This is a genomic window from Lysobacter capsici, from assembly GCF_018732085.1.
Taxonomy (GTDB): domain Bacteria; phylum Pseudomonadota; class Gammaproteobacteria; order Xanthomonadales; family Xanthomonadaceae; genus Lysobacter; species Lysobacter capsici_A.
The window spans coordinates 651,526-676,029 of record NZ_CP076103.1; the positions used below are offsets into that span (position 1 = coordinate 651,526).

24 protein-coding genes are annotated in these 24,504 nt (G+C 63.1%); 16 read left to right on the forward strand and 8 right to left on the reverse strand.

Annotation, left to right across the window (positions count from 1 at the left end):
• Window positions 1-4: 4 nt before the first annotated feature.
• A complete protein-coding gene (locus KME82_RS02645) occupies window positions 5-1,195 on the reverse strand; it encodes an OprO/OprP family phosphate-selective porin (RefSeq protein WP_215497152.1) in 1,191 nt (396 codons plus the stop codon).
• A 207-nt stretch (window positions 1,196-1,402) separates the two neighbouring features.
• On the opposite strand from KME82_RS02645, the gene KME82_RS02650 reads away from it, so the two are divergent.
• From KME82_RS02650 to KME82_RS02670, 5 genes are all read left to right on the forward strand, one after another.
• Window positions 1,403-2,095, forward strand: coding sequence for a response regulator transcription factor (locus tag KME82_RS02650; RefSeq protein ID WP_215497153.1), 693 nt, complete (start codon window positions 1,403-1,405; stop codon window positions 2,093-2,095).
• Window positions 2,088-3,521: a sensor histidine kinase gene (locus KME82_RS02655; RefSeq protein ID WP_215497154.1), complete on the forward strand. Its 1,434-nt coding sequence runs from the start codon at window positions 2,088-2,090 to the stop codon at window positions 3,519-3,521. Before KME82_RS02650 ends, KME82_RS02655 begins: the two co-directional genes overlap by 8 nt.
• 83 nt (window positions 3,522-3,604) lie before the next feature.
• Entirely contained in the window at window positions 3,605-4,675 is a 1,071-nt protein-coding gene (locus KME82_RS02660) for an ABC transporter substrate-binding protein (protein ID WP_215498942.1), read from the forward strand.
• Window positions 4,676-4,922: 247 nt separating this feature from the next.
• A complete protein-coding gene (locus tag KME82_RS02665; RefSeq protein WP_215497155.1) occupies window positions 4,923-7,235 on the forward strand; it encodes an NADP-dependent malic enzyme in 2,313 nt (770 codons plus the stop codon).
• A gap of 11 nt (window positions 7,236-7,246) precedes the next feature.
• A complete protein-coding gene (locus KME82_RS02670; protein WP_215497156.1) occupies window positions 7,247-8,308 on the forward strand; it encodes a glycosyltransferase in 1,062 nt (353 codons plus the stop codon).
• On the opposite strand, the gene KME82_RS26975 is transcribed toward KME82_RS02670, so the two are convergent.
• Entirely contained in the window at window positions 8,268-8,435 is a 168-nt protein-coding gene (locus KME82_RS26975) for a DUF6053 domain-containing protein (protein ID WP_430538782.1), read from the reverse strand. The genes KME82_RS02670 and KME82_RS26975 overlap by 41 nt on opposite strands.
• 47 nt (window positions 8,436-8,482) lie before the next feature.
• Window positions 8,483-9,115 carry a flavodoxin family protein gene (locus KME82_RS02675; protein WP_215497157.1) on the reverse strand — a complete coding sequence of 211 codons (633 nt, stop codon included), beginning with the start codon at window positions 9,113-9,115 and terminating at the stop codon, window positions 8,483-8,485.
• 227 nt (window positions 9,116-9,342) lie between these two features.
• Between KME82_RS02675 and KME82_RS02680 the strand changes: the two genes are divergently transcribed.
• Window positions 9,343-10,233, forward strand: coding sequence for a LysR substrate-binding domain-containing protein (locus KME82_RS02680; RefSeq protein WP_215497158.1), 891 nt, complete (start codon window positions 9,343-9,345; stop codon window positions 10,231-10,233).
• Between the two features lie 331 nt (window positions 10,234-10,564).
• Here KME82_RS02680 and KME82_RS02685 read toward each other — a convergent pair whose 3' ends face one another.
• On the reverse strand, window positions 10,565-11,443 hold the full coding sequence (locus KME82_RS02685) for a LysR family transcriptional regulator (protein WP_215497159.1): 879 nt from the start codon (window positions 11,441-11,443) through the stop codon (window positions 10,565-10,567).
• Between the two features lie 86 nt (window positions 11,444-11,529).
• Between KME82_RS02685 and gstA the strand changes: the two genes are divergently transcribed.
• The 6 genes from gstA to KME82_RS02715 all read left to right on the forward strand — a co-directional run bounded on the left by gstA (window position 11,530) and on the right by KME82_RS02715 (window position 18,569).
• Complete coding sequence (gene gstA, locus KME82_RS02690; protein ID WP_215497160.1) at window positions 11,530-12,174, forward strand: glutathione transferase GstA; 645 nt, start codon at window positions 11,530-11,532, stop codon at window positions 12,172-12,174.
• Entirely contained in the window at window positions 12,171-12,500 is a 330-nt protein-coding gene (locus KME82_RS02695) for a DMT family transporter (RefSeq protein WP_215497161.1), read from the forward strand. Before gstA ends, KME82_RS02695 begins: the two co-directional genes overlap by 4 nt.
• Before the next feature lie 226 nt (window positions 12,501-12,726).
• The gene (locus KME82_RS02700; RefSeq protein WP_215497162.1) at window positions 12,727-13,242 is read left to right on the forward strand and encodes an REP-associated tyrosine transposase; all 516 of its coding nucleotides are present in this window, start codon (window positions 12,727-12,729) and stop codon (window positions 13,240-13,242) included.
• A gap of 356 nt (window positions 13,243-13,598) precedes the next feature.
• Window positions 13,599-16,304, forward strand: a complete 2,706-nt coding sequence (gene aceE / locus KME82_RS02705) for a pyruvate dehydrogenase (acetyl-transferring), homodimeric type (protein WP_215497163.1) — start codon at window positions 13,599-13,601, stop codon at window positions 16,302-16,304.
• A gap of 136 nt (window positions 16,305-16,440) precedes the next feature.
• Window positions 16,441-17,589 (forward strand): hypothetical protein, encoded by a 1,149-nt coding sequence (locus KME82_RS02710; protein ID WP_215497164.1) that lies wholly within the window; start codon window positions 16,441-16,443, stop codon window positions 17,587-17,589.
• Window positions 17,590-17,624: 35 nt separating this feature from the next.
• Window positions 17,625-18,569 (forward strand): hypothetical protein, encoded by a 945-nt coding sequence (locus tag KME82_RS02715; RefSeq protein ID WP_215497165.1) that lies wholly within the window; start codon window positions 17,625-17,627, stop codon window positions 18,567-18,569.
• On the opposite strand, the gene KME82_RS02720 is transcribed toward KME82_RS02715, so the two are convergent.
• A complete protein-coding gene (locus tag KME82_RS02720) occupies window positions 18,570-19,505 on the reverse strand; it encodes a DNA cytosine methyltransferase (RefSeq protein WP_215497166.1) in 936 nt (311 codons plus the stop codon). It lies immediately after the preceding gene.
• A gap of 170 nt (window positions 19,506-19,675) precedes the next feature.
• On the opposite strand from KME82_RS02720, the gene KME82_RS02725 reads away from it, so the two are divergent.
• Window positions 19,676-20,029 carry a helix-turn-helix domain-containing protein gene (locus KME82_RS02725; RefSeq protein WP_215497167.1) on the forward strand — a complete coding sequence of 118 codons (354 nt, stop codon included), beginning with the start codon at window positions 19,676-19,678 and terminating at the stop codon, window positions 20,027-20,029.
• Window positions 20,030-20,048: 19 nt separating this feature from the next.
• Here KME82_RS02725 and KME82_RS02730 read toward each other — a convergent pair whose 3' ends face one another.
• From KME82_RS02730 to KME82_RS02740, 3 genes are read right to left on the reverse strand one after another with little or no spacing between them, the layout of a single operon-like run.
• Entirely contained in the window at window positions 20,049-21,185 is a 1,137-nt protein-coding gene (locus tag KME82_RS02730) for an XVIPCD domain-containing protein (protein ID WP_215497168.1), read from the reverse strand.
• On the reverse strand, window positions 21,182-21,661 hold the full coding sequence (locus KME82_RS02735) for a hypothetical protein (protein ID WP_215497169.1): 480 nt from the start codon (window positions 21,659-21,661) through the stop codon (window positions 21,182-21,184). The genes KME82_RS02730 and KME82_RS02735 overlap by 4 nt, the downstream gene beginning before the upstream one ends.
• Complete coding sequence (locus KME82_RS02740) at window positions 21,658-22,401, reverse strand: hypothetical protein (protein WP_215497170.1); 744 nt, start codon at window positions 22,399-22,401, stop codon at window positions 21,658-21,660. The genes KME82_RS02735 and KME82_RS02740 overlap by 4 nt, the downstream gene beginning before the upstream one ends.
• Before the next feature lie 35 nt (window positions 22,402-22,436).
• On the opposite strand from KME82_RS02740, the gene KME82_RS02745 reads away from it, so the two are divergent.
• The 3 genes from KME82_RS02745 to KME82_RS02755 all read left to right on the forward strand — a co-directional run bounded on the left by KME82_RS02745 (window position 22,437) and on the right by KME82_RS02755 (window position 24,462).
• Window positions 22,437-23,102 (forward strand): hypothetical protein, encoded by a 666-nt coding sequence (locus KME82_RS02745; protein WP_215497171.1) that lies wholly within the window; start codon window positions 22,437-22,439, stop codon window positions 23,100-23,102.
• A 578-nt stretch (window positions 23,103-23,680) separates the two neighbouring features.
• Window positions 23,681-23,911 (forward strand): hypothetical protein, encoded by a 231-nt coding sequence (locus tag KME82_RS02750; protein ID WP_215497172.1) that lies wholly within the window; start codon window positions 23,681-23,683, stop codon window positions 23,909-23,911.
• 8 nt (window positions 23,912-23,919) lie between these two features.
• Entirely contained in the window at window positions 23,920-24,462 is a 543-nt protein-coding gene (locus tag KME82_RS02755) for a hypothetical protein (RefSeq protein ID WP_215497173.1), read from the forward strand.
• The last annotated feature ends 42 nt before the right edge of the window (window positions 24,463-24,504 follow it).

Genomic DNA, 24,504 nt, shown 5'->3' on the forward strand with positions numbered 1-24,504 from the left:
GCTCTCAAAAGTCGTACTGAAACCGACCGGTAACCGCGCGCGTCCGATCCAGCGTCACATCCGCCAGCCGATCGCGATTGCGGCTGTCGATCCAGTCGAGCATGAAGCGCAGATTCGAGCGCAGATGCCAGTTCACCCCGACGCTGACCTGGTCCATCGACACATCGCTGAAATTCGCCGCGCCATTCAAATGCTGCTTGCCGCGGATCGTGTCGTAGCGCGCCGCCAGCTGCCAGGCGCCGCTGCTGCGCGTGGGCTTGACCCGGCCGAAGCGGCCGGATTTGCTGTCGTACGGCGTGGATTCGCCGGTGATGAACCAGCCGACCAGGCCGTAGGCCGAACGGATCTCGCCACGTTGCGAGCCGTCGTCGAAATTCGCGCCGCTCACTTCCGATTGCAGATACCAAGGCCCGCGAGTGAACCCGAACTCCAGCGAGTATTTGTCGACATCGGTATCGAGCCCGCGATTGAAATTCACCAGCGTGGCGCGGCTGTTGTCGGACAGATGGCCGGCCGGGCGCGGCGCGATGCGCAGACCGTTGGCGCCGTCGCGGCCGGGGTGGTCGTAGGACTCGCGCGCCAGCGACAGGCCCAGATGCAGAGTGTCGCCGTCGTCGTGGCGCGGCGCCCAGGTGCCGCGCGCGCCGAGTGCGCGGCCCTTGACCTGCCACACGTCGATGCTCTCCAGGCTGTAGACGCTGCCGCCGAGGGTGTAGTCCTCGCCCGCGGTGATCCACGCCGCGCCTAACCGATACAGCGGCGCGACCGAACTTGCGAACATGCTGCGCTCCATGAACGCGCCGTAGTTCGAACTGATCCGGTCGTCCAGGGTGAAGTACTGCTTGAACTGGCCGATCGTCAGCTTGCCGGCCTTGAAGTCCCGGGTGACATAGACGTCCTTGGCCTCGACGCTGTCGCCGGTGAATTCGTCCTGCAGCCCGGCGAAGTCGCCTTCGATCTTGTAGCCCCAGCCGTAGAACTTGCCCGACACGTCGAGCCACAGCCGGCGTACTTCGTTGTCGTCGGGATTGGCGACGCCGCGGCCGTCGTTGTCGAACTGGGCGAAGTCCCAGTGAATGCGGCCGCCGAGTTCGGCGGTGACCGGTCGTTCGCCGGAATCTTGCGCATGGACGCCGCCGGACGCGGCGAGCAGGCACAGCGCGACGCACGCGCCGGCGTGGTGGACAACAGCCATCAATGGTTCTCCCGACCCTGCTTTTCCCGCGGTTTTGCGCGACATGCGCGCTCACTGCGCTTATAGTTGGGTCGGCCCGGACGGCCTGTCCCAACCCCTCCAGCGCAGGCTAGGCGGCGCAAGCTGTCAAAGACCTGTCATCGCCGATGCTGTTTCTTCCGGCCGCTGCCTGACTGCGGCTTCTGACCGAGCGACGGAGTCCATCTGGTGCGAATTCTGTTGGTGGAGGACAACGCCGATCTGGCCGACGCGATCGTCCGGCGCATGCGCCGCGACGGGCACGCGCTGGATTGGCAGTCCGACGGGCTCAAGGCCGCCAGCGTGCTGCGGTATCAAAGCTTCGACCTGATCGTGCTCGACATCGGCCTGCCGCGATTGAGCGGGCTGGGCCTGCTCGCCGGCCTGCGCGAACGCGGCGATGCCACTCCGGTGTTGATGCTGACCGCGCGCGACGGCATCGAGGACCGGGTGCAGGCGCTCGATGCCGGCGCCGACGACTACCTGGCCAAGCCGTTCGATTTCCGCGAGTTCGAAGCGCGCTGCCGGGTGCTGCTGCGGCGCAACCGCGGCCAGGTCAGCGCGATCGTGCAGATCGGCGGCTTCGCCTTCGACAGCGGCGCGCATCGGGTCAGCCTCGACGGCGAGGCGATCGAACTGCCGAACCGCGAATTCCGCCTGCTGGAAATCCTGATCGGCAAGCTCGGCCAGGTGGTCAGCAAGGACGAGATCGGCAACGGCCTGTTCGGTTTCGACGACGAAGCCGGGCCGAACGCGATCGAGTTGTACGTCGGCCGCCTGCGCAAGCGCCTGGCCGCCGCGCCGCTGCGCATCGTCACCGTGCGCGGCGCCGGTTACATGATCGAAGCGGCCGATGCCGCGATGGAACCGACGGATGGCTGAGCCTGCGCGCCCGCATTCGATCCGCCGCACCTTGCTGGTGTACCTCGGCGTGCTGTCGTTGATCGGTGCGGTGCTGCTGTTCCTCGCCGCGCGCAGCTACGGTCGCGCGGCCGCCGATCGTTCCTACGATCACCTGCTGATCGCCTCGGCGCTGTCGATCGCCGACAGCGTCGCGCTGGTCGACGGGCAATGGCAGGTCGACCTGCCCTACGCCGCGCTGGACCTGCTGGCGATGGCGCCGGAGGATCGGGTGTACTACCGCGTCTCCAGCAGTCGAGGCGCCGGCCGCGACGGCGGCACCATCACCGGTTACGCCGACCTGCCCACGCCGCCGTCGCCGCCGCTGGACGGCAAGCCGAAGCTGTTCGATGCGATGTACCGGGGCGAGCGCACGCGTTTCGTCGCGGTGTCGCGCTGGGTCGCCGGTCCGGCCAGCCAGGGGCAGGCGATCGTGCAGGTGGGGCAGACGCGGATCGCGCGCGAAGCCTTGGCCGACGATGTGGTGCTGCGCGCGCTGATCGCGATCGTGGTGCTGTCGCTGGCGGCGCTGGCGCTGGTCTGGGTCGGCGTGCATCGCGCCTTGCGGCCGTTGCAGAAACTCGAACGCGATCTGTCGCTTCGCGAACCGTCCGATCTCAAGCCGGTGCCCGGTTCGGTGCCGCTGGAACTGGGCGAACTGGTCGGCGCCTTGAACCGCTTCATGGGCCGATTGGCGGCCAGCAACGAAACCCTGCGCGCGTTCATGGGCGACGCCGCGCATCAGATGCGCACGCCACTGGCCGCGCTGCGCGCGCAGGCGCAGCTGGCGCTGGACGAAGACGATCCGGCCGAACAGCGCCGCAGCCTGGTGATGATCGAACGCAACGCCAATCACATGAGCCGGCTGTTGAACCAGTTGCTCAGCGATGCCAGCGCGATCCATCGCTCGCACTTGCAGCAGTTCGAAACCGTCGATCTGGCCGAGCTGCTGCATCAGGCGCTGTACGAATCGATCCCGCAGTCCGGCCCGCGCCCGGATCTGAACCTGGCGGTGACCAGCGACCCGGTGCGCGTGCAGGGCGATGCGCTGCTGCTGCGCGAGGCGATCAAGAACCTGATCGACAACGCGCTCAAGCACGGCCAGCCGCGTCCCGGCCAAGCGGGCGGCCCGTTGCAGATCGCCTTGACCGTGGCCGCGGGCGAGGGCGGCGCCGGCTCCAGCGCGGTGCTGACCGTGGCCGACCACGGCCCGGGCATCGCCGCGGCCGATGCCCAGACCGTGTTCGAACGTTTCGCGCGCGGCCGCGATGCGGCCTCGGGCGGCGCCGGCCTGGGTTTGGCGATCGTCAAACGCATCGTCGACAGCCACGGCGGCCGCATCGACCTGAGCAACCGGGTCGGCGGCGGGTTGGTGGTGACGTTGCGGCTGCCGAGGAGCGTGATTTGAAAAGCGAGCGCACAAACGTGAGAGACGAGAAACAGCGCAATGCCCCGCGCTACAGTGCCGCGCGCTGCTTTTGCCTTTGCTCGTTGCTCGCCGTTCTCAACTCGTTTTCCGCTCCTGCCGCCGCCGCCCCGGGCGACGTACGCACCTTCAAAGCGCCACAAGCCGCCACCGCGCAACTGCGCATCCACGGTTCCACCGACATCGAGAACTTCGCCGCGGTCATCGCCGACTACCAGCGGCTGCATCCCAACACCCAGGTCGAGTATTCCGACCTGGTCGCGCAGGACATCTACACCCGCCACCTGCGCGGCGGCGCGGGCGATCGCGCCGACCTGCTGATCAGCAGCGGCATGGACCTGCAGACCAAGCTGGCCAACGACGGCCATGCGCTGCCCCATCGTTCGCCGGCCACCGCCGCGCTGCCGGCGTGGTCGCAGTGGCGGCACGAAGCCTTCGGCATCAGTTACGAGCCTGTGGTGATCGTCTACAACAAGCGCCTGCTGCGGCCCGAGCAGGTGCCGCACACGCGCCGGCAACTGCTGGCCCTGTTGCGCGACCCGGCGGCGAAGCTGGCCGGTCGGGTCGGCACCTACGACGTGGCCCGCAGCAGCGTGGGCTATCTATTGGCGACCCAGGACCACCAACTCGGCAGCATGGCCGGCGCGCTGCAGGCCGCGCTCGGCGACAACCGGGTCCAGCTGGAGGAACGCACCGGCCCCTTGCTCGACCGGGTCGCGCGCGGCGACCTGGCCCTGGCCTACAACGTGCTGGGTTCCTACGCCCAGGCCCGGGTCGATGGCGGCGCGCCGCTCGGGATCGTGCTGCCGGAGGACTACACCCTGGTCCTGCTGCGCACCGCGCTGATCCCGCGCACCGCGCCCAACGCGGCCGAGGCCGGGCGGTTTCTCGACTATCTGTTGTCGCCGCGCGGCCAGGCCATGCTGGCCCGTCAGGTCGGTCTGCAGCCGATCCGCGCCGCCGACGGCGCCCCGCTGTCGCCGCATGCGCGCGACGGCGCGCGGGTGCGCGCGCTGCGGCCGATCGCGCTGGGGCCGGGCCTGCTGGTGTACCTCGACGCGCTCAAGCGGCGCCAGTTCCTGGAGGCGTGGCGCAGCACCGTGCAGCCCGGCAAGGCGGCGGCCGATGCGCCCTGACCGCCATACGCAGGCGTCGGTTTCCGCAGCGCCGATCACGTTTCGCCGCCCCCGTCGCGCGCGCGGCCGGCCCATGCACGCCCCGCGACAGGTCCGCCGCCGGGTTGGGCAAAGTGCCGGCGACGGCCGGTGGTACAACTCCAAAGTACTAATGAACAAGCCGCCGCGGTCGCGCGAATCCGCCTTGGCGATCCATTAGACTGCAAGTCCAATCACCTCGCGCCCTTGCCACGGCAGCCATCCTCTGATGTCCGATAACGATCTGAAAACCGCCGCGCTCGACTACCACCGCCTCAGCCCGCCGGGCAAGATCAAGGTCACCGCGACCAAGCCGATGGTGACCCAGCGCGACCTGGCCCTGGCCTATTCGCCGGGCGTGGCCTACGCCTGCGAGGCGATCGTCGCCGACCCCAACGCCGCCAGCGAACTCACCGCGCGCGGCAACCTGGTCGCGGTCATCAGCAACGGCACCGCCGTGCTCGGCCTGGGCGACATCGGCCCGCTGGCCGGCAAGCCGGTGATGGAAGGCAAGGGCGTGCTGTTCCAGAAGTTCGCCGGCATCGACGTGTTCGACATCGAGATCGACGAGCGCGATCCCGACAAGCTGGTCGACATCATCGCCTCGCTGGAACCGACCTTCGGCGGCATCAACCTCGAGGACATCAAGGCGCCGGAGTGCTTCATCGTCGAGCGCAAGCTGCGCGAGCGGATGAAGATCCCGGTGTTCCACGACGACCAGCACGGCACCGCGATCATCGTAGGTTCCGCCGTGCTCAATGCGCTGGAAGTGGTCGGCAAGAAGATCGAGGACGTCAAGCTGGCCACCAGCGGCGCCGGCGCGGCCGGCATCGCCTGCCTGGACATGCTGGTCGCGCTGGGCATGAAGCCGGAGAACATCCTCGCGGTCGACCGCGACGGCGTGCTCTACACCGGCCGCGGCAACATGGACCCGGACAAGCAGCGCTACGCGCGCGACACCGACAAGCGCAGCCTGGCCGACATCATCGCCGGCGCCGACGTGTTCCTCGGCCTGTCCGCCGGCGGCGTGCTCAAGCCGGAAATGGTCGCGACCATGGCCGACAAGCCGATCATCCTCGCGCTGGCCAATCCCTACCCGGAAATCCTGCCCGAAGACGCCAAGGCCGTGCGTCCGGACTGCATCATCGCCACCGGCCGTTCGGACTACCCGAACCAGGTCAACAACGCGCTGTGCTTCCCCTACATCTTCCGCGGCGCGCTCGATGTCGGCGCCACGGTCATCAACGAAGAAATGAAGCTGGCCTGCGTGCGCGCGATCGCAGCACTGGCGCGGATGGAGTCGTCCGACCTCGGCAGCGCTTACGGCGGGGACGTCCCCACGTTCGGTTCCGAATACCTGATCCCGCGTCCGTTCGACCCGCGCCTGCTGGTCATGCTGGCGCCGGCGGTGGCCAAGGCGGCGATGGATTCGGGCGTCGCCACGCGTCCGATCACCGACATGGACGCGTACGAGGAAAAACTCAGCCAGTACATCTACCGCACCGGCCTGCTGATGAAGCCGGTCTACGACCGCGCCCGCAGCGACCGCAAGCGCGTGGTCTACGCCGAAGGCGAGGAAGAGACCGTGCTGCGCGCGGTGCAGACGGTGATCGACGAAGAGCTGGCCTATCCGATCCTGATCGGCCGCCCGGACGTGATCGAAACCCGCATCCAGCGCCTGGGCCTGCGCATGCGCGAAGGCGTGGACTTCGAGTTGACCAACATCAACGACGATCCGCGCTTCAACGAATACTGGCAGCAGTACCACGCGCTGACCGAACGCCGCGGCGTGAGCCCGGCGGCGGCGAAGAACCTGCTGCGTTCGCGGCCCACGCTCATCGCGGCGCTGATGGTCGAACGTGGGGAAGCCGATGCGATGATCTCCGGGTTGGTCGGCCGCTTCCACAAGAAGCTCGGCTACATGCGCAGCATCTTCGACTTCGATCCCGGCGTGTCGGGCACCTCGGCGATGACCGGCGTCATCAACGACCAGGGCGCGTGGTTCTTCCTCGACACCCACGTGCAGGTCGATCCGACCGCCGAGCAGATCGCCGAGGCCACCTTGCAGGCGACCTACCGCCTCAAGCTGTTCGGCATCGAGCCCAAGGTCGCGCTGCTGTCGCACTCCAACTACGGCAGCCACGACAACCCGTCGGCGGCGAAGATGCGCAAGGTCCGGCAGATCGTCAAACAGCGCCAGCCCAAGCTCGAGATCGACGGCGAAATGCAGGCCGACACCGCCTGGGACGACGCGCTGCGCCAGCGCATCTTCCCCAACGCGACCCTGCACGGCCGCGCCAACCTGTTCGTGCTACCCAACCTCGACGCGGCCAACATCACCTACAACATGGTCCGGGTGATGACCGACGGCGTGGCCATCGGCCCGATCCTGATGGGCCTGGACAAGCCCGCCCACATCCTGACTCCCGCCTCGACCCCGCGCCGCGTCGTCAACATGACCGCGATCGCGGCCGTGGACGCGCAGATCCGCGCCTCGCGCGAATCCGAGCGCAAGGGTCTGTCGGAACTCGGCGGCGTCTGACCGCGGCGCCCATGAACGATATGGGCGCTCTCGCCACCTTGCCGGCGGCCGATTTTTCGGCCGCCGCTTCGTTGGCGCCGCCGTTGCCGTCGCAGCCGCCGGCAACGGCCCCGCAGGTCAGCATCCTGCTGCTGTGCTATCGCGACGCGGCCTACATCCGCGCCGCGATCGACAGCGCGTTCGCGCAGACCGTGCCGTGCGAAATCATCGTCTCCAACGACTGCTCCGACGACGGCACCTTCGAACTGGCGGTCGAACAGGTCGCGGCCTACCGCGGCCCGCACCGGGTCAGCGTGCGCCGCACCGCGAACAACCTCGGCGTCACCGCGCATTTCAACGAGGTCATGGCGCTGGCCAGCGGCGAGATCATCGTGATGATGGCCGGCGACGACATCGCCTATCCGCAACGCGTGGCGACCATCGTCGACGCGTTCGGCCATGCGCCGCAGGCGATGGTGCTGGGCAGCGACTTCGACGGCATCGACACCGACGGCAGCCCGATCCGGATCAGCTTCCGGCGCCGTCCGGAGCAATACGAATTCGAGTACTACGTGCGCATCGGACGCCTGATCGGCTTGCTCGGCGCGACCCTGGCGTTCCGTCGCTGCGTCTTTGATCGCTTCGGTCCGTTGATCGGGCCGATCGAGGACAACGCGCTGAGCCTGCGCGGCGCCTTGCTGGGCCAGTCGCTGTGCCTGCGGCAACCGCTGATCCAATACCGCCGCCATTCCGGCAGTGTCAGCGGCACCGTGTTCGCGCGCGACGAACCGCGCGAGGTGGCGATGCGCCGTCGTTACGAACGCACCGTGCAGTTCTACCGCGGCACCGCCGACGACCTCGACGCCTGCCTGCGCCAGATCCCCGACTTGCCGGCGAAAAAGCGCCGCCTGGCCGAGCAGGTGCTGGCGATGTACCGCATCGAAGCGCAGGCCCGCGAAGCGATCCTGCTGCAACCGCGCTGGCGCTGGATCGGCCCGGTGATCCGCGGCCTCGCCCAGCGCGGCCTGCGCCGCAAGAGCGCCGAGCGCGCGTTCAAGCTGCTGATCCCGCGGGCGTGGTTTGGCTTGCGTTGATCTCATCGCGCATCGCATCACCGAGGTCTTTTGTGGGAGGGGCTTCAGCCCCGACGCTGTTCGCTCCGATCGCTTGTAAGCATCGTCGCGTCTGAGCGGAAGGCATCGGGGCTGAAGCCCCTCCCACAAAAGACCTCGTGTAAACGCCGGGTGCGAAGGTTCGATCCGGCTGAATTATCTGGGCGTATCCATCTGCAAATCCAGATAAGGCCGCTCGAAAAACTCCCGCCCCAGGGCTTCGGCCGCCGCCACCGACCCCTGCGGGTCGTGCATCACCTCACCGCGCCCATTGCCCCAGCCATGCACCGCGCCGATGAACTGCGAATGGGTATAGCGCGCGTACTCCTGCAACTGGTGCACGATCCCCAGCGCGATCGCCGGATAGATCTCCTCCGATGAGGTCAGCAGCGCCACCCGCTTGCGCTTGATGCGCTCGCGCACCTGCGCCGAACCCGCGTGGCTCTTGGCGAAATAGCAGAACATCCGATCGAAGAACACCTTCGCCTGACCCGACATCCCGTACCAATACACCGGCGTACACAGCGCGACACCGTCGGCGGGCAGGAACCGATCGAGAAACAGCTCGCCGAATCCGTCCTCGATCCGACAACGCCCGTGTTCGTCGCGGCACTCGCGGCAATCGCGCACCAACGCATCGAGGTGATCGTCGATGAACGCCAGCGACACCTCGCGGCCCGCGGCTTGCGCGCCGCGCATCACCGCCGCGCCCAATGTGGTGCTGTTGCCGTCGCGCCGAGGGCTGGCGACCAACACGAGCAATTGTTGCGGCGAAGCGGAAACAGTCATCGGGCGAGCCACCCTGGAAGATCGAGCCCTGAATCTATTTCCCGCAACGCACCGTCACAAATGACGATAGTCGCACCCGCATGAATCAGGTTCATCCTCACTTCCGACTGTAGGAGCGGCGTCCTGCTGGATTTCCTTCGGTCACAAGCCGCGACCGCGCAATCACACTCCCCGGCGAAATCCACACGCCGCCCGTTGCACTGCAATCCAAGCCTCGCGTCGAGCCCATGTTCGCCAACCTACCCCTCACCGCCCTGCGCAGCTTCGAATCCGCCGCCCGCCACCTGAGCTTCAAGGCCGCGGCCGAAGAACTGCACGTCACCCCGACCGCGATCTCGCACCAGATCAAACAGCTCGAACACACCCTGAGCCTGGCGCTGTTCGACCGCCTGCCGCGCGGCGTCGCCCTGACCGGCGAAGGCCGCCGCCTGTTCCGCGACCTGCACGGCGCCCTGCTGGAGATCGCGCAATCGATGGCCGCGCTGCAACCGCAACGCAGCACCGGGAACTTGACCGTCACCACCACCGCATCGTTCGCCGCGCTGTGGCTGATCCCGCGTATCGGCGGCTTCTACCAGCTGCACCCGGACATCGCCGTGCGCATCGATACCGGCGCGCAGGTGATCGACTTGCAGCAGGACGCCAGCGTCGACGTGGCGATTCGTTACGGCGGCGCGGTTCCCGCCGGGCTGCATCGCCACGGCGGCCGGCGCGAATACTTCGGCGTGTATGGCGCGCCCCGTCATGTCGAGGCCGAAGCGGCGAAGCCATCGCCGACGTTAATTTCGGTGGAGTGGGGCGAATCGCAACTGTATGCATGCACCTGGCAGGCCTGGTGCGACCGCGCCGGCGTGGACTGGATGAAACCCGGCGCGGTGATGCGCGCCTACGACGAAGAGCACTACGCCTTGCATGCCGCGAGCGCAGGGCAGGGGCTGGTGCTGGCAAGTTCGGTGGTGACCGCGGGTAGCGTCGAACGCGGGTTGTTGGCGATGCATCGACCCGACATCACCGTGCCCGGCGAGACCTATCACGTGCTGTGCGTGCCGGGTCGCGAGCGGCATCCGCCGGTGAGGGCGTTCTTGCGGTGGTTGGATTCGCAGATGGGTGAGGGATGAAGGGTGAGTGGGTCGAAAGCGTTCGACGCCGCTCGTAGTGCGAATGATGTTGTTTGCAGGGATGACGAGGCTTTCTGGCGACTGCTCGCTAAAGTCACTGGATTCCCGCGCTCGCGGGAATGACGGCAGGAGAGTGCGTCCTCGCCCGTTCGCTCGAGACTTCGCCTTGCTTTTGCTCGTCATTCCCGCGAACGCGGGCTCCGCTTTACTTCGGCGCAGCCGAATATCCAGCGACTTCAGCCCGTCCCCACCAGCGAAGCTCTACACACCAAGCCAAACACCCCATCAAAAACCGATCACTCATCGCCATCGTCCACGACCCACCTACCACCTACCCAACCTCAACCCGCCCCGGCAACCACCCCATCGCAAACTCCCGCAACAACCTCACCTTCGCTGACCGCCGCAAATCCGGATGCACCGCGAACCACAGCTCCGTCGGCACTTCCGCCATCGGCCCCGAGAGCCGCTTCACTCCACCGGCCGCATCGGCGTAATAACAAGGCAACAGCGCCCGCCCGATCCCGGCCTGACACGCCGCCAACGCCGCCGGCAACGAATTAACCCGCATCGCGATCCGCTCATCGCCGACATGCGCGCGCAACCAATGCGCCGACGACAGATGGGACAAGGCATCGTCGAACCCGACCCACTCGCCATCGGCCAACGCAGCGCGCTTGCCGACCTTCGCACCGCTCGCCACATACACCGCAGTCGAAATCGAAGCGATCCGTCGCACCGACAACCCATCGGGCATCAACGCACTCGCGCGCAAGGCCACGTCCGCATCGGGCTGCTGCAGATTGACGAACGCATTGGCCACGCTCAGATCGCAACGCACCGACGGATGCTGCCTGGAAAACGCCGCGCACATCCGCGCCGCCACCCCGGCCAAGGTATCGGGAATAGTGATCCGCAACCGTCCCTGCGCCTGCGCATCGCGCCCGGCCAACTGCCGCTGCAAGCGATCGGCATCGTCGAGAATCCGCTGCGCCCCGGCGATCGCGATCGCACCGGCCTCGGTCGCGACATACCCGCTGCGACTGCGCCGGAACAAGGCCGCGCCCGCGCGCGCCTCGATCGCCGCCAGCCGCCGGAACGCACTGGAATGATCCAGCGCCAGGGCCTTGGCCGCGCCGCTCAGGCTGCCGTGCGCGCCGATCGCGCGCAGCAGGTCGAAATCCTCCAAAGACAACCGAGCTTGTCGCATCCGCAAGCAATCCTTGTGATCGCGCCGTATTCCCGGCGAAGGCCCGCGCGCGGAGAGTAGCGCCACTCCTCCACGGACACACGGCCATGAAGCTCTACTACACCCCGCACACCTGTTCGTTCGCTCCGCACATCGTCCTGCGCGAACTCGGCATCGACGCCGAACTGCGCCGCGTGCGCATCGGCCCGGACCCGATCGTGGTCGCCGACGGCCGCGACTTCCGCGAACTCAGCCCGCTCGGCTACGTACCGCTGCTGGAACTCGACGACGGCCGCATCCTGCACGAAGGCGTCGCCATTGTGCAGTACCTCGCCGACCAGCACCCCGACAGCGATCTCGCTCCGCCGCCCGGCAGTTTCGAACGGATCGAACTGCAGCAGTGGCTGACCTTCATCAGTTCCGAACTGCACAAGCTGTTCAGCCCCTGGCTGTTCCATCCCGAATACGGCGACGCCCCGGGCGCGATCGCCCGCGAACGCCTGCAGCCGCGCCTGGCCTACGTCGACCGCCACCTCGCCCAACACGCCTACGTGCTCGGCAACACCTTCAGCATCGCCGACGCCTACCTCTACACCATCGCCGGCTGGGCCCGCGCGCTGAAGATGGACCTGCACCCGTACCCCGCGCTGGACGCCTATCTCGACCGCATCGGCCAGCGCGACAGCGTGCGCGACGCGCTGCGCCGCGAACGCGAGGACGCGCGCGTTAAACCTGAGCCCGCATCGGCATGAAAGCCTCGACCGCGTGGACCATGCTGATCGCCGCCGGCCTGATCGACGTGGCCTGGGCCGTGTCGATGAAGTTGTCGCAGGGTTACACCCGGCCGGGTTGGACTGCGGCGTCCATCGTGACCCTGATCGCCTTCGTCTGGCTGTTGGGTCGCGCGCTGACCGCCTTGCCGGTCGGCAGCGCGTACGCGGTGTGGACCGGCATCGGCGCGGCCGGCACGGTGTTGCTGGGGGCGGTGGTGTTCGGCGAATCGATCACGGCGATGAAGTTGGGCGGTGTCGGCTTGATTGTTGCGGGGATCGTTGTGCTTCGCGGCGCGCCAGCGTGAGCAAGGCGGGTCTGCGGCCGTTCGCGTCGTGGTTCCATTGACGCGGTCGCGGCTCGCGCCGCTCCTACAGGGTCTGCGGCCGGTCACGTATCCCCCTGTAGGAGCGGCGCGAGCCGCGACCGCGCCATTTCACATCGAGGCGCAACAACAAAATCTGGACTAACCCGACAAAGATCGGCGGCTTTTCCTGATTTGGTGGAAAAGTCAGCTGGGCGACGGTTGGACCATGGACAAATTACCCACCTCTGAACCAGTTGCCACACCGGCGTTTAAACCTGCCCGCGGCCATGCCGCGTTACGACGCGGGCGTGTTTCGGAGGCGGGGCGTGTTTACTTACTGACCTTCATCACCGAACACCGCCATCCGTGGTTCGCCGACGTGCGCCTGGCCGAGGCCGCGGTATCGGCGTTGCTGGACGCGCGCTCGTGGCGGCACTCGACGCTGTTGGCCTGGGTGTTGATGCCCGATCACTGGCATGGGCTGGTCGAACTGGATGAGCGCGATTGTGTGCCGGCCCTGGTGCGGCAGCTCAAATGCACGAGTTCGCGACGGGTGAGGGCGGCGTTAGGCGCGGTGGTGCCGGCGGCGGTATGGGCGCAGGCGTATCACGATCGTGCGTTGCGACGGGACGAAGCAATGGTGGCCGCGGCGCGGTACGTGGTGATGAATCCGGTGCGAGCGCGATTGGTGCGGCGGGTGCGGGAATGGCCGTTCTGGGGAGCGGTCTGGGTGAACAGGTGATGGGGTTGGATGCGGGGTGACGTGGGCGTGGCGGAAAGGCGGTCCCGGCCGGAGGTTTCGCAGTCGCGGCTCGCGCCGCTCCTACAGTCAGAAACGCACCCACCCGCAGCCCCCTGTAGGAGCGGCGCAAGCCGCGACCGCGAACCCACACACCCCAACAAACCCCACCACACGCCCGCGTATCCACCCACCCCACCACCCATCCACACCCAGCGCGCCCAACATCCCCTAGCCAATACGAACTATCCCACCCCACCGACCACTCAAAGCAAGCCGAACCCCACCCCCCGTTTGTTAGACTCGACGCTCTAATCCGCCCCCACACCACGAGGCGCGGCCACGGGGCCGCGAGATAGATGAACCAGCCGCTTGCCAGCTCCCTGCACGACCTCCTGCAGAACGACCCCGACCCGACCGAAACCCAGGAATGGGTCGAATCCGTCCAGGCCGTCATCGCCCGCGACGGCGCCGAGCGCGCCCACCAGCTGCTCGAAGGCATGGTCGAGGTCACCCGCCGCGCCGGCGCCCACCTGCCGTTCCAACCGACCACCGAATACATCAACACCATCCCCGCGCACCTGGAGGCCAAGAGCCCCGGCGACAACGCGATGGAATGGCGGATCCGCTCGCTGATCCGCTGGAACGCCATGGCCATGGTCGTGCGCGCCAACCGCAAGCCCGGCGACCTCGGCGGCCACATCGCCAGCTTCGCCTCCGCGGCCACCCTGTACGACGTCGGCTTCAACCACTTCTGGCGCGCCCCGTCGGCCGATCACCCCGGCGACGTCATCGGCGTCCAAGGCCACAGCTCCCCCGGCATCTACGCGCGCTCCTTCCTCGAAGGCCGCATGAGCGAATCCCAGCTCGACCACTTCCGCATGGAAGTCGACGGCCGCGGCCTGAGCTCCTACCCGCACCCGTGGCTGATGCCCGATTACTGGCAAGTCCCGACCGTATCGATGGGCCTGGGCCCGATCAGCGCCATCTACCAGGCGCGCAACTGGAAATACCTCGAAGGCCGCGGCCTGATGCCGAAGTCCGACCGCAAGGTCTGGGCCTTCTTAGGCGACGGCGAAACCGACGAACCTGAATCCCTGGGCGCCATCTCCGTCGCCGGCCGCGAAGGCCTCGATAACCTCGTCTTCGTCGTCAACTGCAACCTGCAGCGCCTCGACGGCCCGGTGCGCGGCAACGGCAAGATCATTCAAGAGCTGGAAGGCCAATTCCGCGGCGCCGGCTGGAACGTCATCAAGACCATCTGGGGCAGCTACTGGGACCCGCTGCTCGCGCGCGACACCACCGGCAAGCTGCGTCAGCTGATGATGGAAACCGTCGACGGCGAATACCAGAACTGCAAAGCCTTCGGCGGCAAATACACCCGCGACAACTTCTTCGGCAAATACCCGGAGACCGCCGCCCTCGTCGCCAACCTGTCCGACGACGACATCTGGCGCCTCAACCGCGGCGGCCACGACCCGCACAAGGTCTTCGCCGCCTACCAGGAAGCCGTCAACACCAAGGGCATGCCCACCGTCATCCTGGCCAAGACCGTCAAGGGCTACGGCATGGGCGCATCGGGCGAATCGCTCAACCCGACCCACGGCACCAAGAAGATGGACGACGAAGCCGTCCGCCTGTTCCGCGACCGCTTCAACATCCCGGTCACCGACGAACAACTCAAGGACGGCGCCGTCCCGTTCTACCACCCTGGCGAAAAATCGCCGGAAGTCGAATACATGCTCGAGCGCCGCAAGGCCCTCGGCGGCTTCCTGCCGCAGCGCCGCCGCAAGGCCAGCACCTCGCTGGAAGTGCCGAAGCTCGAAGCATTCGACCGCCTGCTCAAGAGCACCGGCGAGCGCGAAATCAGCACCACCATGTCGTTCGTGCAGGCCCTCAACATCGCCCTGCGCGACAAACAAGTCGGCCCGCGCATCGTCCCCATCGTGGCCGATGAAGCGCGCACCTTCGGCATGGAGGGTTTGTTCCGTCAATTGGGCATCTACGCCCCTCATGGCCAGAAGTACAAGCCGGTCGATCGCGACCAGCTGATGTACTACCGCGAAGACACCACCGGCCAGGTGCTGGAAGAAGGCATCACCGAAGCAGGCGCGTTCTCGTCCTGGCTCGCCGCCGCGACCAGCTACAGCACCAACGACCTGCAGATGCTGCCGTTCTACATCTACTACTCGATGTTCGGCTTCCAGCGCATCGGCGACAGCGCTTGGCAAGCCGCCGACATGCGCGCGCGCGGCTTCCTGCTCGGCGCCACCGCCGGCCGCACCACGCTCAACGGCGAAGGCCTGCAACACGAAGACGGCCACAGCATGGTCCAGGCCGGCCTGATCCCGAACTGCCGCAGCTACGACCCGACCTTCAGCTACGAAGTCGTGACCCTGCTGCAACACGGCATGCAGCGCATGCTGACCGAACAACAGGATGAGTACTGGTACCTCACCCTGATGAACGAAAACTACACCCACCCCGACATGCCCGAAGGCAGCGCCGACGGCATCATCAAGGGCATGTACCTGCTGAAGGACGCCGGCAAGCCCAAGAAGGGCGAACTGCGCGTGCAGCTGCTGGGCAGCGGCACCATCCTGCGCGAAGCCATCGCCGCCGCCGAGTTGCTGGACAAGGACTTCGGCGTCACCGCCGACATCTGGTCCTGCCCCAGCTTCAACGAACTCGCCCGCGACGCGTGTGATGTCGAACGTTGGAACCGCCTCAACCCCGAAGCCAAGACCGCGCGCAAGCCCTACATCACCGAACTGCTGGAAGGCCGCGCCGGCCCGGCGATCGCCGCGACCGACTACATCCGCATGTACCCCGAGCAGGTCCGCGCGTTCGTACCGATGCGCTACACCGTGCTGGGCACCGACGGCTTCGGCCGCTCTGATACCCGCGCCAACTTGCGTCGTCACTTCGAGGTCGATCGGTACTACATCGCGCATGCGGCCATTGCGGCGCTGGCGGCGGAGGGGAAGATGACCGGGAAGGATGTGGCGAGGGCTATTAAGCAGTACAAGATTGATGTGGAGAAGCCGAATCCGTTAGGGGTTTGAGCTTAAAGTTGCGATCTCAACAAGGGCGACCAGTGGGTCGCCCTTGTTGTATGCGTTGCAGTTTTGTGTAATTTCAACCAAATTCATGAAGTCTGTCGTTTAACCACAACTTCGCTCTACCCGAGGTCATGCCTAGATGAATTCACCTATCGACCATCCGGCAGGTAAGAAAGCAGAGCTCAAGTTAAGTGAGTTGCTGCTCGACGCTAATAATCCACGCTTTGGTGGGCTTTCAAAAAGTGGGAATCAACAGTCCGACGTGCTTGAGCACATCGTTGATACTTTTGGGGTTGACGATCTTCTTAGTTCTCTTTCTGTTAATGGCTACTTCGAGGCCGAGCCATTGGTTGCCAGAGCAACTCCTGATGGATATGTAATCGCGGAAGGGAATCGTCGTCTCGCGGCATGTCTTATGTTGGCAGGTGACGATAGAGCGCGTCGTGTAGAAGATAAGTCAGCGAAGTATAGAGGGGCTTGGGAGCAGCATGGCAAGCCATCCATTGATCCTGTTCCGGTAATTGTTTTTTCTGGAGACGGCGCTCAGAAGGAGCTACTTTCATATCTCGGTGTCAGGCATATATCTGCCTCAAAAAGTTGGGATTCATATGCCAAAGCCGCATGGGTCGCAGAAGTTGTAGAAAAGCATGATCTGGCTGTGAAAGATATCGCCACAATGATTGGCGACCAGCATCAGACGATAGATCGGCTCTTGCAGGGCTATTATTTGGTGAAACAGTTAGTGGACGCCGGGGAGTTCAGGCCCACGGATAGCCTAAGAGGTGGTCGAGGCAGTGTTACCGATTACCCATTCTCTTGGGTTTATACCATTCTAGGGTACCAAGCAGCTCGGAAGTATCTAGAGATTGAGCCGGGGACTTCAGGTCCTAATCCTTTAAAGGAAAAGGGGACGAAGAAAGGCGGCGCACTTATGCGTGCGATGTTCGGCGATCGCAAGCAAGGGCGCAGTTCTTCGGTCAAGGACTCTCGTCAACTAGGGCAACTGGCATCAATGTTGGTTAACCCTGAGACACTTACCATGATCGAACAGGGTAAGAGCGTTGAAGAAATAGAGGCGGCGATAACTCCTATTAACGATAAACTCCGGCTTGGAATAGAGCAGGTGCGAGAAATCCTGCGCGACCTTGTCGCCCGCATGGATGAAGTGGAGGTGGAGAGAGAGGTCGCAACTTCGGTTTTGAATCCAGCGGAGCGCGCAGCTGCCTTAAGTCAATCTCTCGTGCGTAAGCTCCAAGATGTGGCGCGCGGCAATTCGGGTGAGGGCTAAGATACGCCATGCCAAAGACCCCGTACGCAGGACGTGTGCAGGAATCTCGTACAGCAGCTGACGCCGACCAAGTAGAGCTGGCGGCGATTCGCGGCGCTTCTTCTGTGGTAGATCAGGCGGCTCAGGATGAATTGGTATCTGGCGAACTAGATGACGATTCTGAGATTGCGGCTGCCGAGAATCGCGGTGGGGGAGAAAACGCGCGCACTGCTTGGCAGGAGAGAGATTTGGCTCAGGAAGAAATCGTCGGAGCCGCTGCTCAGGAGATTAGGGACAGAATCCAGCACCTAGGTTCAGCATACCCATTTCAATTTCAAGGTAACAAGCTTGCATATACTCCCAGTCAAACAGGGTTCTATGAATTCTGTTTAGCTACTGCTACTGCGCCGACTATTACGGCTGATCCATTCACTAGCTTTCCAAAATATTTTGAAAGAGTGGTAGCTGTCCTAGTGAAAATTTACTTTGGACCGAAGAAGGGAGCCCTTCACACTGGGTGGCCGAGAGTCCCGACCACGCGATTCCGGCAAGCGCTGGCGCCGATGGCGCGGAATTCAAAAGAATGGGTCTGGTCTCCTGAGGAAGGTCTTGATGAAGATCCGCCGTATACTGTAGTTAAAGATGAGACGGTGGACTTTATAGTCACGGCTAATATGATGGACGCTAGGCCAGGTAATCTTTATATCCTAGGTCAATGTGCTTGTGGAAATAATTGGGACACTAAACTGCAAGAGCCTGACTTGGAGAGGATAAGGAAATGGTTCAAGCCTCCGTGGCTAGTTCCGCCAGTAAAAGCCTTCACGACTCCTTTTGTTTTTGGGGCTGAAACCATCCGCGAAACATCTAGAAATAGCAAGGCTATTGTCTTTGATCGGGTGCGGCTGGTCTTAATTGCTGAGAATCTTATGCCTTCACGCTATCAGATTTCCGTTCAGCGTCGCTTGGCTCCCATTACTAATTTGGTCACTAGCATCGTTTAATTACCAAATTGCCGGTATCGCCTTGGCAACGGCTTTGAATAGAGGGGGCGGAACGGCGTTGCCCACGACCTTGTATCGAGTGTACATTCCGCAGCTATCTGGAAATATTATATTACGCTTAAATCCTTGTAAGCACGCTGCTTCTCTATAACTAAATCGACGAGCTTGGGAGTCATTAGTAAAAATATATTTGTCTTTTCCTGCGTAAATCAAAGGCGGGCTTACTGGGTGCAGTGGCATGTGACGCGCATGGCTAACAATGGTTTTGGACAATTCATGCCAATCTCTACGCCGATTCCGTGACATGTAATACCAATGAAACGGCTCTTCATTGAATTCACCTTCCGGCCATTCGGGCAGCCCACTAAGGGCTTCACGGATTGTTAGATAAGGTTTTCTCGCTGTTGATCCATGAGTGGGTTTAGGAAATTCGTATCCCACATCTTGATCTGAGCGTATACCGACAATCAACACGCGCTTTCTTTCTTGCGCGACGCCATAATCTGCAGCGTTCAAAAGGCTCCATTTTACTTTGTAACCAGCAGAGCGGAAGTTGCGGAGTTGCATTTGAAATAGCGCTAGATTGTCCTCTCGCGTCAGGCCCGAAACATTCTCAACAATGAAGGCTTTTGGTTTAATTGCTCTAAGGGCTCGGCCAAACTCCTTGAATAGCAAATTTATTGGTCGGTTTGCTTCCCTTGCACCACCTTGACTATAACCCTGGCAAGGATAGCACCCGACTAGAAGATCGGCTTTGGGAAATTTTTTAATATTTTCTATGCTGCAAACACGATAATCCGTGTCTGGAAGGTTTGCTTTATAAACCTCAGAGGCATAAGTCAAGATGTCATTGGCCATTAAAACATCGAAACCAGCAGACACTAAGCCTGCATCGGATCCGCCGCATCCGGAAAATAGAGATACTGCAGTAGGCATCTAAGAGGCGACCTGTTGAGAGCGTACAAAGAATAGGCGGAGCACATGAACTAGTAAACGGCTGAAGTCAATCGCCTAGGTCGGAGTGGACAGCAAGTACGCAGCCACTAGACATTTAATTACGTTTAACGTAATTTACGAATAGGCTGTCTGAGCGCCATCCTCTGCGGATGACTCAGACCGAAGTAGATGCCCGCTCCATCTTTGCGCAGCGGCTGAAAGCAGCCAGGGATGATGCAGGGCTCACCCAAAAGGAACTGGGCATGACCATAGGTCTACCGCAAGAAACCGCGGCCGTGCGGATCAACCGCTACGAGAAGGCGGTCCATGACGCCGATCTGGCGACCGCGCGCCGCATCGCCGAGGCCTTGGGCGTCCCGCTCGCCTTCCTCTACGCCGAAACCGACACCATGGCCGAGGCCATCCTGACCTTGGGCCTGCTGTCCAAACCCGAGCAGCGCAAGGCCGTGGCCGACCTCAAGGCCCGCCTCACCCAGTCGGTCGCCGCGCGCGACAAGACTTAGCGGTACGGCCGACGCGCACTCAGCGGGTGATCGGCCGATCCGGCGTGGGCGGGACAGGAGTCATTGACTGATCCTGGGAAGCGCTGATGACTTCCAGCGCGCGCAGCGAATCGCTCAGCGGAACCGACGCAGCGCGCTGCGTCTCGACATGCGACAGCGTCTGCGCGGGATCATCCAGCCGGCCTTGGACGGCGATGACGTTTCGGCCAACCTCGCCGCCGGCATGCCGGCTCAGCACCACATGGTCGATCCGGTCCAGCCCGTCGCGCTTCGCCTGTGCGGCGAGGCAACCTGCAATGCAGTCCAGCGCGTGGTCCGACGGTGTTATGCCGTGCTGAGCAAATGCGCCCGCAGTCTTTTCGCGCGTGTGCAGCCAAAGCGCCTGCTCGGGACCGGCGCGACTGGCATCCTGCTGGCCTTGGCCATGGCTCCCGTCGCTTCCACGATCGCGCGATTGCGATTCATTCGGCGTCGGCGGCACTTCGCCCTCGGGTCGCAACACACGCTCGTAATCGCGCATGTACACGTCGCGATGGGTCAGTACGCCGTTCCCGTCTTGGTCGGTCAAGGTTCCGCCGAGCGTGTAACGTGTGTCGGCGACCTTGGCTGCGATAGATGAAACGACCTGGCTGTCGGTGAGCTCCCCCGCGTTCCATTGCCGATGGAGCTTGGCTAACTCCATGCCATGCAGATATCCGATGGATTCGAATGGGGCTTCTTTCTTGAACTCGTCTTCGTTCTTTAGGTCGTTGAAGATCGGGAATGCGTTGAAGATGGCTTTCGCTTCTATCTCACTGCGGTACTGAACGTACTCATCCACCGAGCCGCCTTGCTTGAAGGGCCGGGTCGTATTGTCTCTATCGTGTCCCACCTCGTGGGCGAGCATTCCGAACAGATGACGCTGCGGCCAAGCATTAGTGGGGTACTCCTTCATCGCAGACCAGTTGGTCTCGTCGACCACGATGGCGGGCGGTGTGCTCGGGCGGTAGAAGGGTTTTGGCAAGTCCGGCTGGGTAATAATCTGGCCGCCCTTGCCGAAGAAGTCGGCGAAATCCTGCGTGGCATTCGGTGACTTAAGTATCCACTCATTGATGCGCACCGGCATCTCTTGGAACTGCGCGTTCGTCTCAAGGAATTCCTTTTCCTTCGTGGTCATCTGTCTCTCTCGATGTGAATGAAAGAAACGCACTTTTCGTCGGGCGTGGTGCTGAAGCTAACCAGCATCCCATTACGAAACGCATCGTAGGTTTGCGCGCCAGTGCTTCGAATTTTGTTATGTAGCTTGGCCTGAGTTAGGCGCAACGCGCGCTCCACCGGAAAGCAGGGCTCGCCCGATACGGCAATGGCAATGAAGTCGGCAGGCAGCGGCTCCAGCCAGAGCATTGAAAGTACATGACGATCCGCCAGCGTCCTGGGCTCTTTGTCCATGTACTTCTGCCCAGCGGGATCGAGGCCATACATATGATTCAGTCCCGCCCGAATGCGATCTCTACCCGCGATCCCCGTCAAAGGCTCGGTGAGAATGCGCTCAATAGTTAAGGAGCTCTCCTTTGGATCAACAGTTGAAGCACAGCCGGACAGAGCCGCTAGTAATGCAGCGGTGGCGAGGATGGCACTGTTTGTTCGCGTCATGCGGCCTTCCTTATTGGCGCCTTGGTGATCTGTATATCATCGGGAATTCTGGCTGGACAACCCATATGAAGGGTTCGAAGAGCCATGTGCGCATTGTTGGCACAGTGATTCTGCTTATTTCCGTGAGTGGTCCGGGAATCGCGAGTGCTCAACACGATCGAGGCGACCCCTCGGACGGTCGCTGTCTCGTCGTGATTCTTTCTCCAGTCCTGATACAGAACCGCGATCTGAAGGTCAGAGCCATAACCAACGCTGTCGTACCGAGGGCGGAAGCTATCATCCTTATCACGTAGCTCATCGAAGATCTTGAATGCGTTGAGCACCGTCTGTCCCTCATGCTCGGCGCGGTACTGCACGTTCTGCTCGCGCGTCATTCCCGTGAACGGATGCGTGCGGCTGTTGATCGAGTGATGGCCTATCTCGTGAGCCATCATGGCGAACAGTCGTCCTTCCTGGTACTCGGTGCTCTTGCCGCCGAGATTGACCAGCGGGTAGTAGCTGGGATTGATCGCGATCTCGGGCGGTACACGCTCCCTGTACGACGCTAAGCCTTCGCCAGCCTCCGGCTTGATCGTGCCGCCGTCGCGAAAGAACTGAGCAAACTGCGCGCTCGCTAGCGGAGAATCGGTGACCCATCCTTGAACTCGATCGGGCAGTTGTTTGAACTGTGCGGTCTCGCGCAACAGTTCAGTGTTTTCCGCATGGCTCTTGCTCTTGGGGTCGTCAGTAGCAGGCGTCATCGTTATAGTTCCGATCTAGGATGATTCGCTGTGGTATGCCTGTCCGCATCCGTTCACTGGCATTACAGAAGCAGCTTATGCAAGCACATGGAAAGCACCGGGCCAAAGGCTTGCTGCTGTTGATGATAACGCTGAGCATTATTGCGAGCGCATGCTCCGCAGAGCGGTCAAAGGCTCGAACACTCGATGTGCAGTCGAAGCACATCAATGATGTGACAATCGAACGCATCCTCTCGCTACCTTTGACGCAAGGCGAGGCAGGGCTGCGACAGGTAACGTCTGAAATTTTTCGTCTCGCGAACTATCCCGACGCTCCGGGAACGATCACTGGCGACGTCGTGACTAAAGGCGAGCCGATAAATCTTTCCGATGGCCATCGAATCAATATAGTCATCGACTACACCAAGGCCGGTGTTTTGAGCATCGGTGTGGACAAAGCCCGATGTTTAAAATTGAAAGGTGCCGTCAGGATTACCGGCGCCAAACCCGTGTCGGCGGTCAGCTATCCCTACGTCGAAGGCCCTGAGTCCGACACCTACTCGGCGATTGCCAACGGCGTTGATGTGAACATCGGGAAGTTCGCCAAGGGCGAGGAGTGCCTGTCCGAAATCCGTCTGGTCAATATGAAAGCGGCCTCCGAATTCGTGACAGAGAACAAGCTGGAGCTTTCTGCGAAAAATCTGCCGGCCGATGATCGCTGACGAAGGTTCAGGCCTCTGATACCTCAACAGATCGAGGCTTCACGGATATGGAAAGAAACCGCGGGCGCGCCGATCAACCGCTACGAGAGGGCGGTTCGTGACGCCGATCTGGCGACCGCGCGCCGCACCTGATGCAAGCGTCCGCCGGCTACGCGGGTTCGTAAGCCGGGCTCTGGCGTGCGCCGCGCCGGCATTGCGTCGGATCGCACGGGCGTTTCCTCAGTCCGAAGCGCCCCGCCGGAGACCCGTCCGGATCTGCGCGTGGTCCCAAGCCTCATTGCGGAAAGCCACCGAGGCCTTCGCGAATCCCGCTGAGTGATTACGGAGAGTGAATTCGGGGCTCGCGAGAGCGAAATCCGTACTCCCGAAGGCCGGCGCCATACTCGCGAAAGCGAAATTCACTCTCCGGAAAGCCAATTTCACTCTCGCGAGAGCGAAATCCGTACTCCGGAAGACCTCCGCCGCACTCGCGAGTCCGAAATTCACCCTCCGTAGTCCCGCCGCGGCCTTCGCGAAGCCGAAAAAGCTTTAATGGAATGACTCGCCGGCTTTCCTTTAAGGCTTTTTCGCCTTCCGGAATGTATTTTTTGCTCATCGATGTGCCTTGTTGGCACACCGGGCCCGCATCGCGGCTTTCCAGCGCGGCGCTGGATAGATTCGTGACAGGCCTGTGCCTGTCGACACTGGCAATGAAGCGCCAGGGCATCGCCATGCCGGCCCGGCCCAAAGGCGCGCTGTTGCGCCTCAAGCAACTGCATTACTCTCCAATCGCAGCCGGCACCGCGCGCGAACGCAGAGCGCAACTATGAGTACCGCGATGAGCGCGCAGGGACTTTGTTTCAAAGCGGCGTTGCTGCTCGCCTTATTGGCGCAAAGCGCTTGCGCCACCTCCACGCGCCCAGTGGCTGTATCCGATGCGACGGGGGAAGCAACGCTCGCGGTCGAGGATTTCCTGCGCTGGCCCTTGCAAGGCCCGGACGGCTACGACAAAGCCGTCGCCGCCTTGCTCGGCGCGTATCGCGCCCAGGCGTTCAGCACGGCACCACCCAGCCTCTACGCGCGAAATCCGGTGCGCCTGGGCGATGGTTTCAGCCTCGCGGGCGCGCAGGTGGACAACCAATACTGGTATCGGGCCGTTGCCTCGGTCTCCATCGCCGACCAGCCCTGCTTCCCGATGGATCGAGCCGCGAAGATCGCAGGTATTCAGTGGAGTCCGCCGGCGCCGGCTGCTGGTGTGGGACGAAGCTTTCCTGTGAAGCAAAACGGCGTGAAGTTAATGCTGATCGAATCGCAGGACAACCCGCAATGCCTCGCCGATACCAGCTTCCTGCATCTCGCGGACACGCGGCGAACCAGGTAATACCGATCAAAAGCGCAAGGCCGCGGCCGATCCCAAGGCACG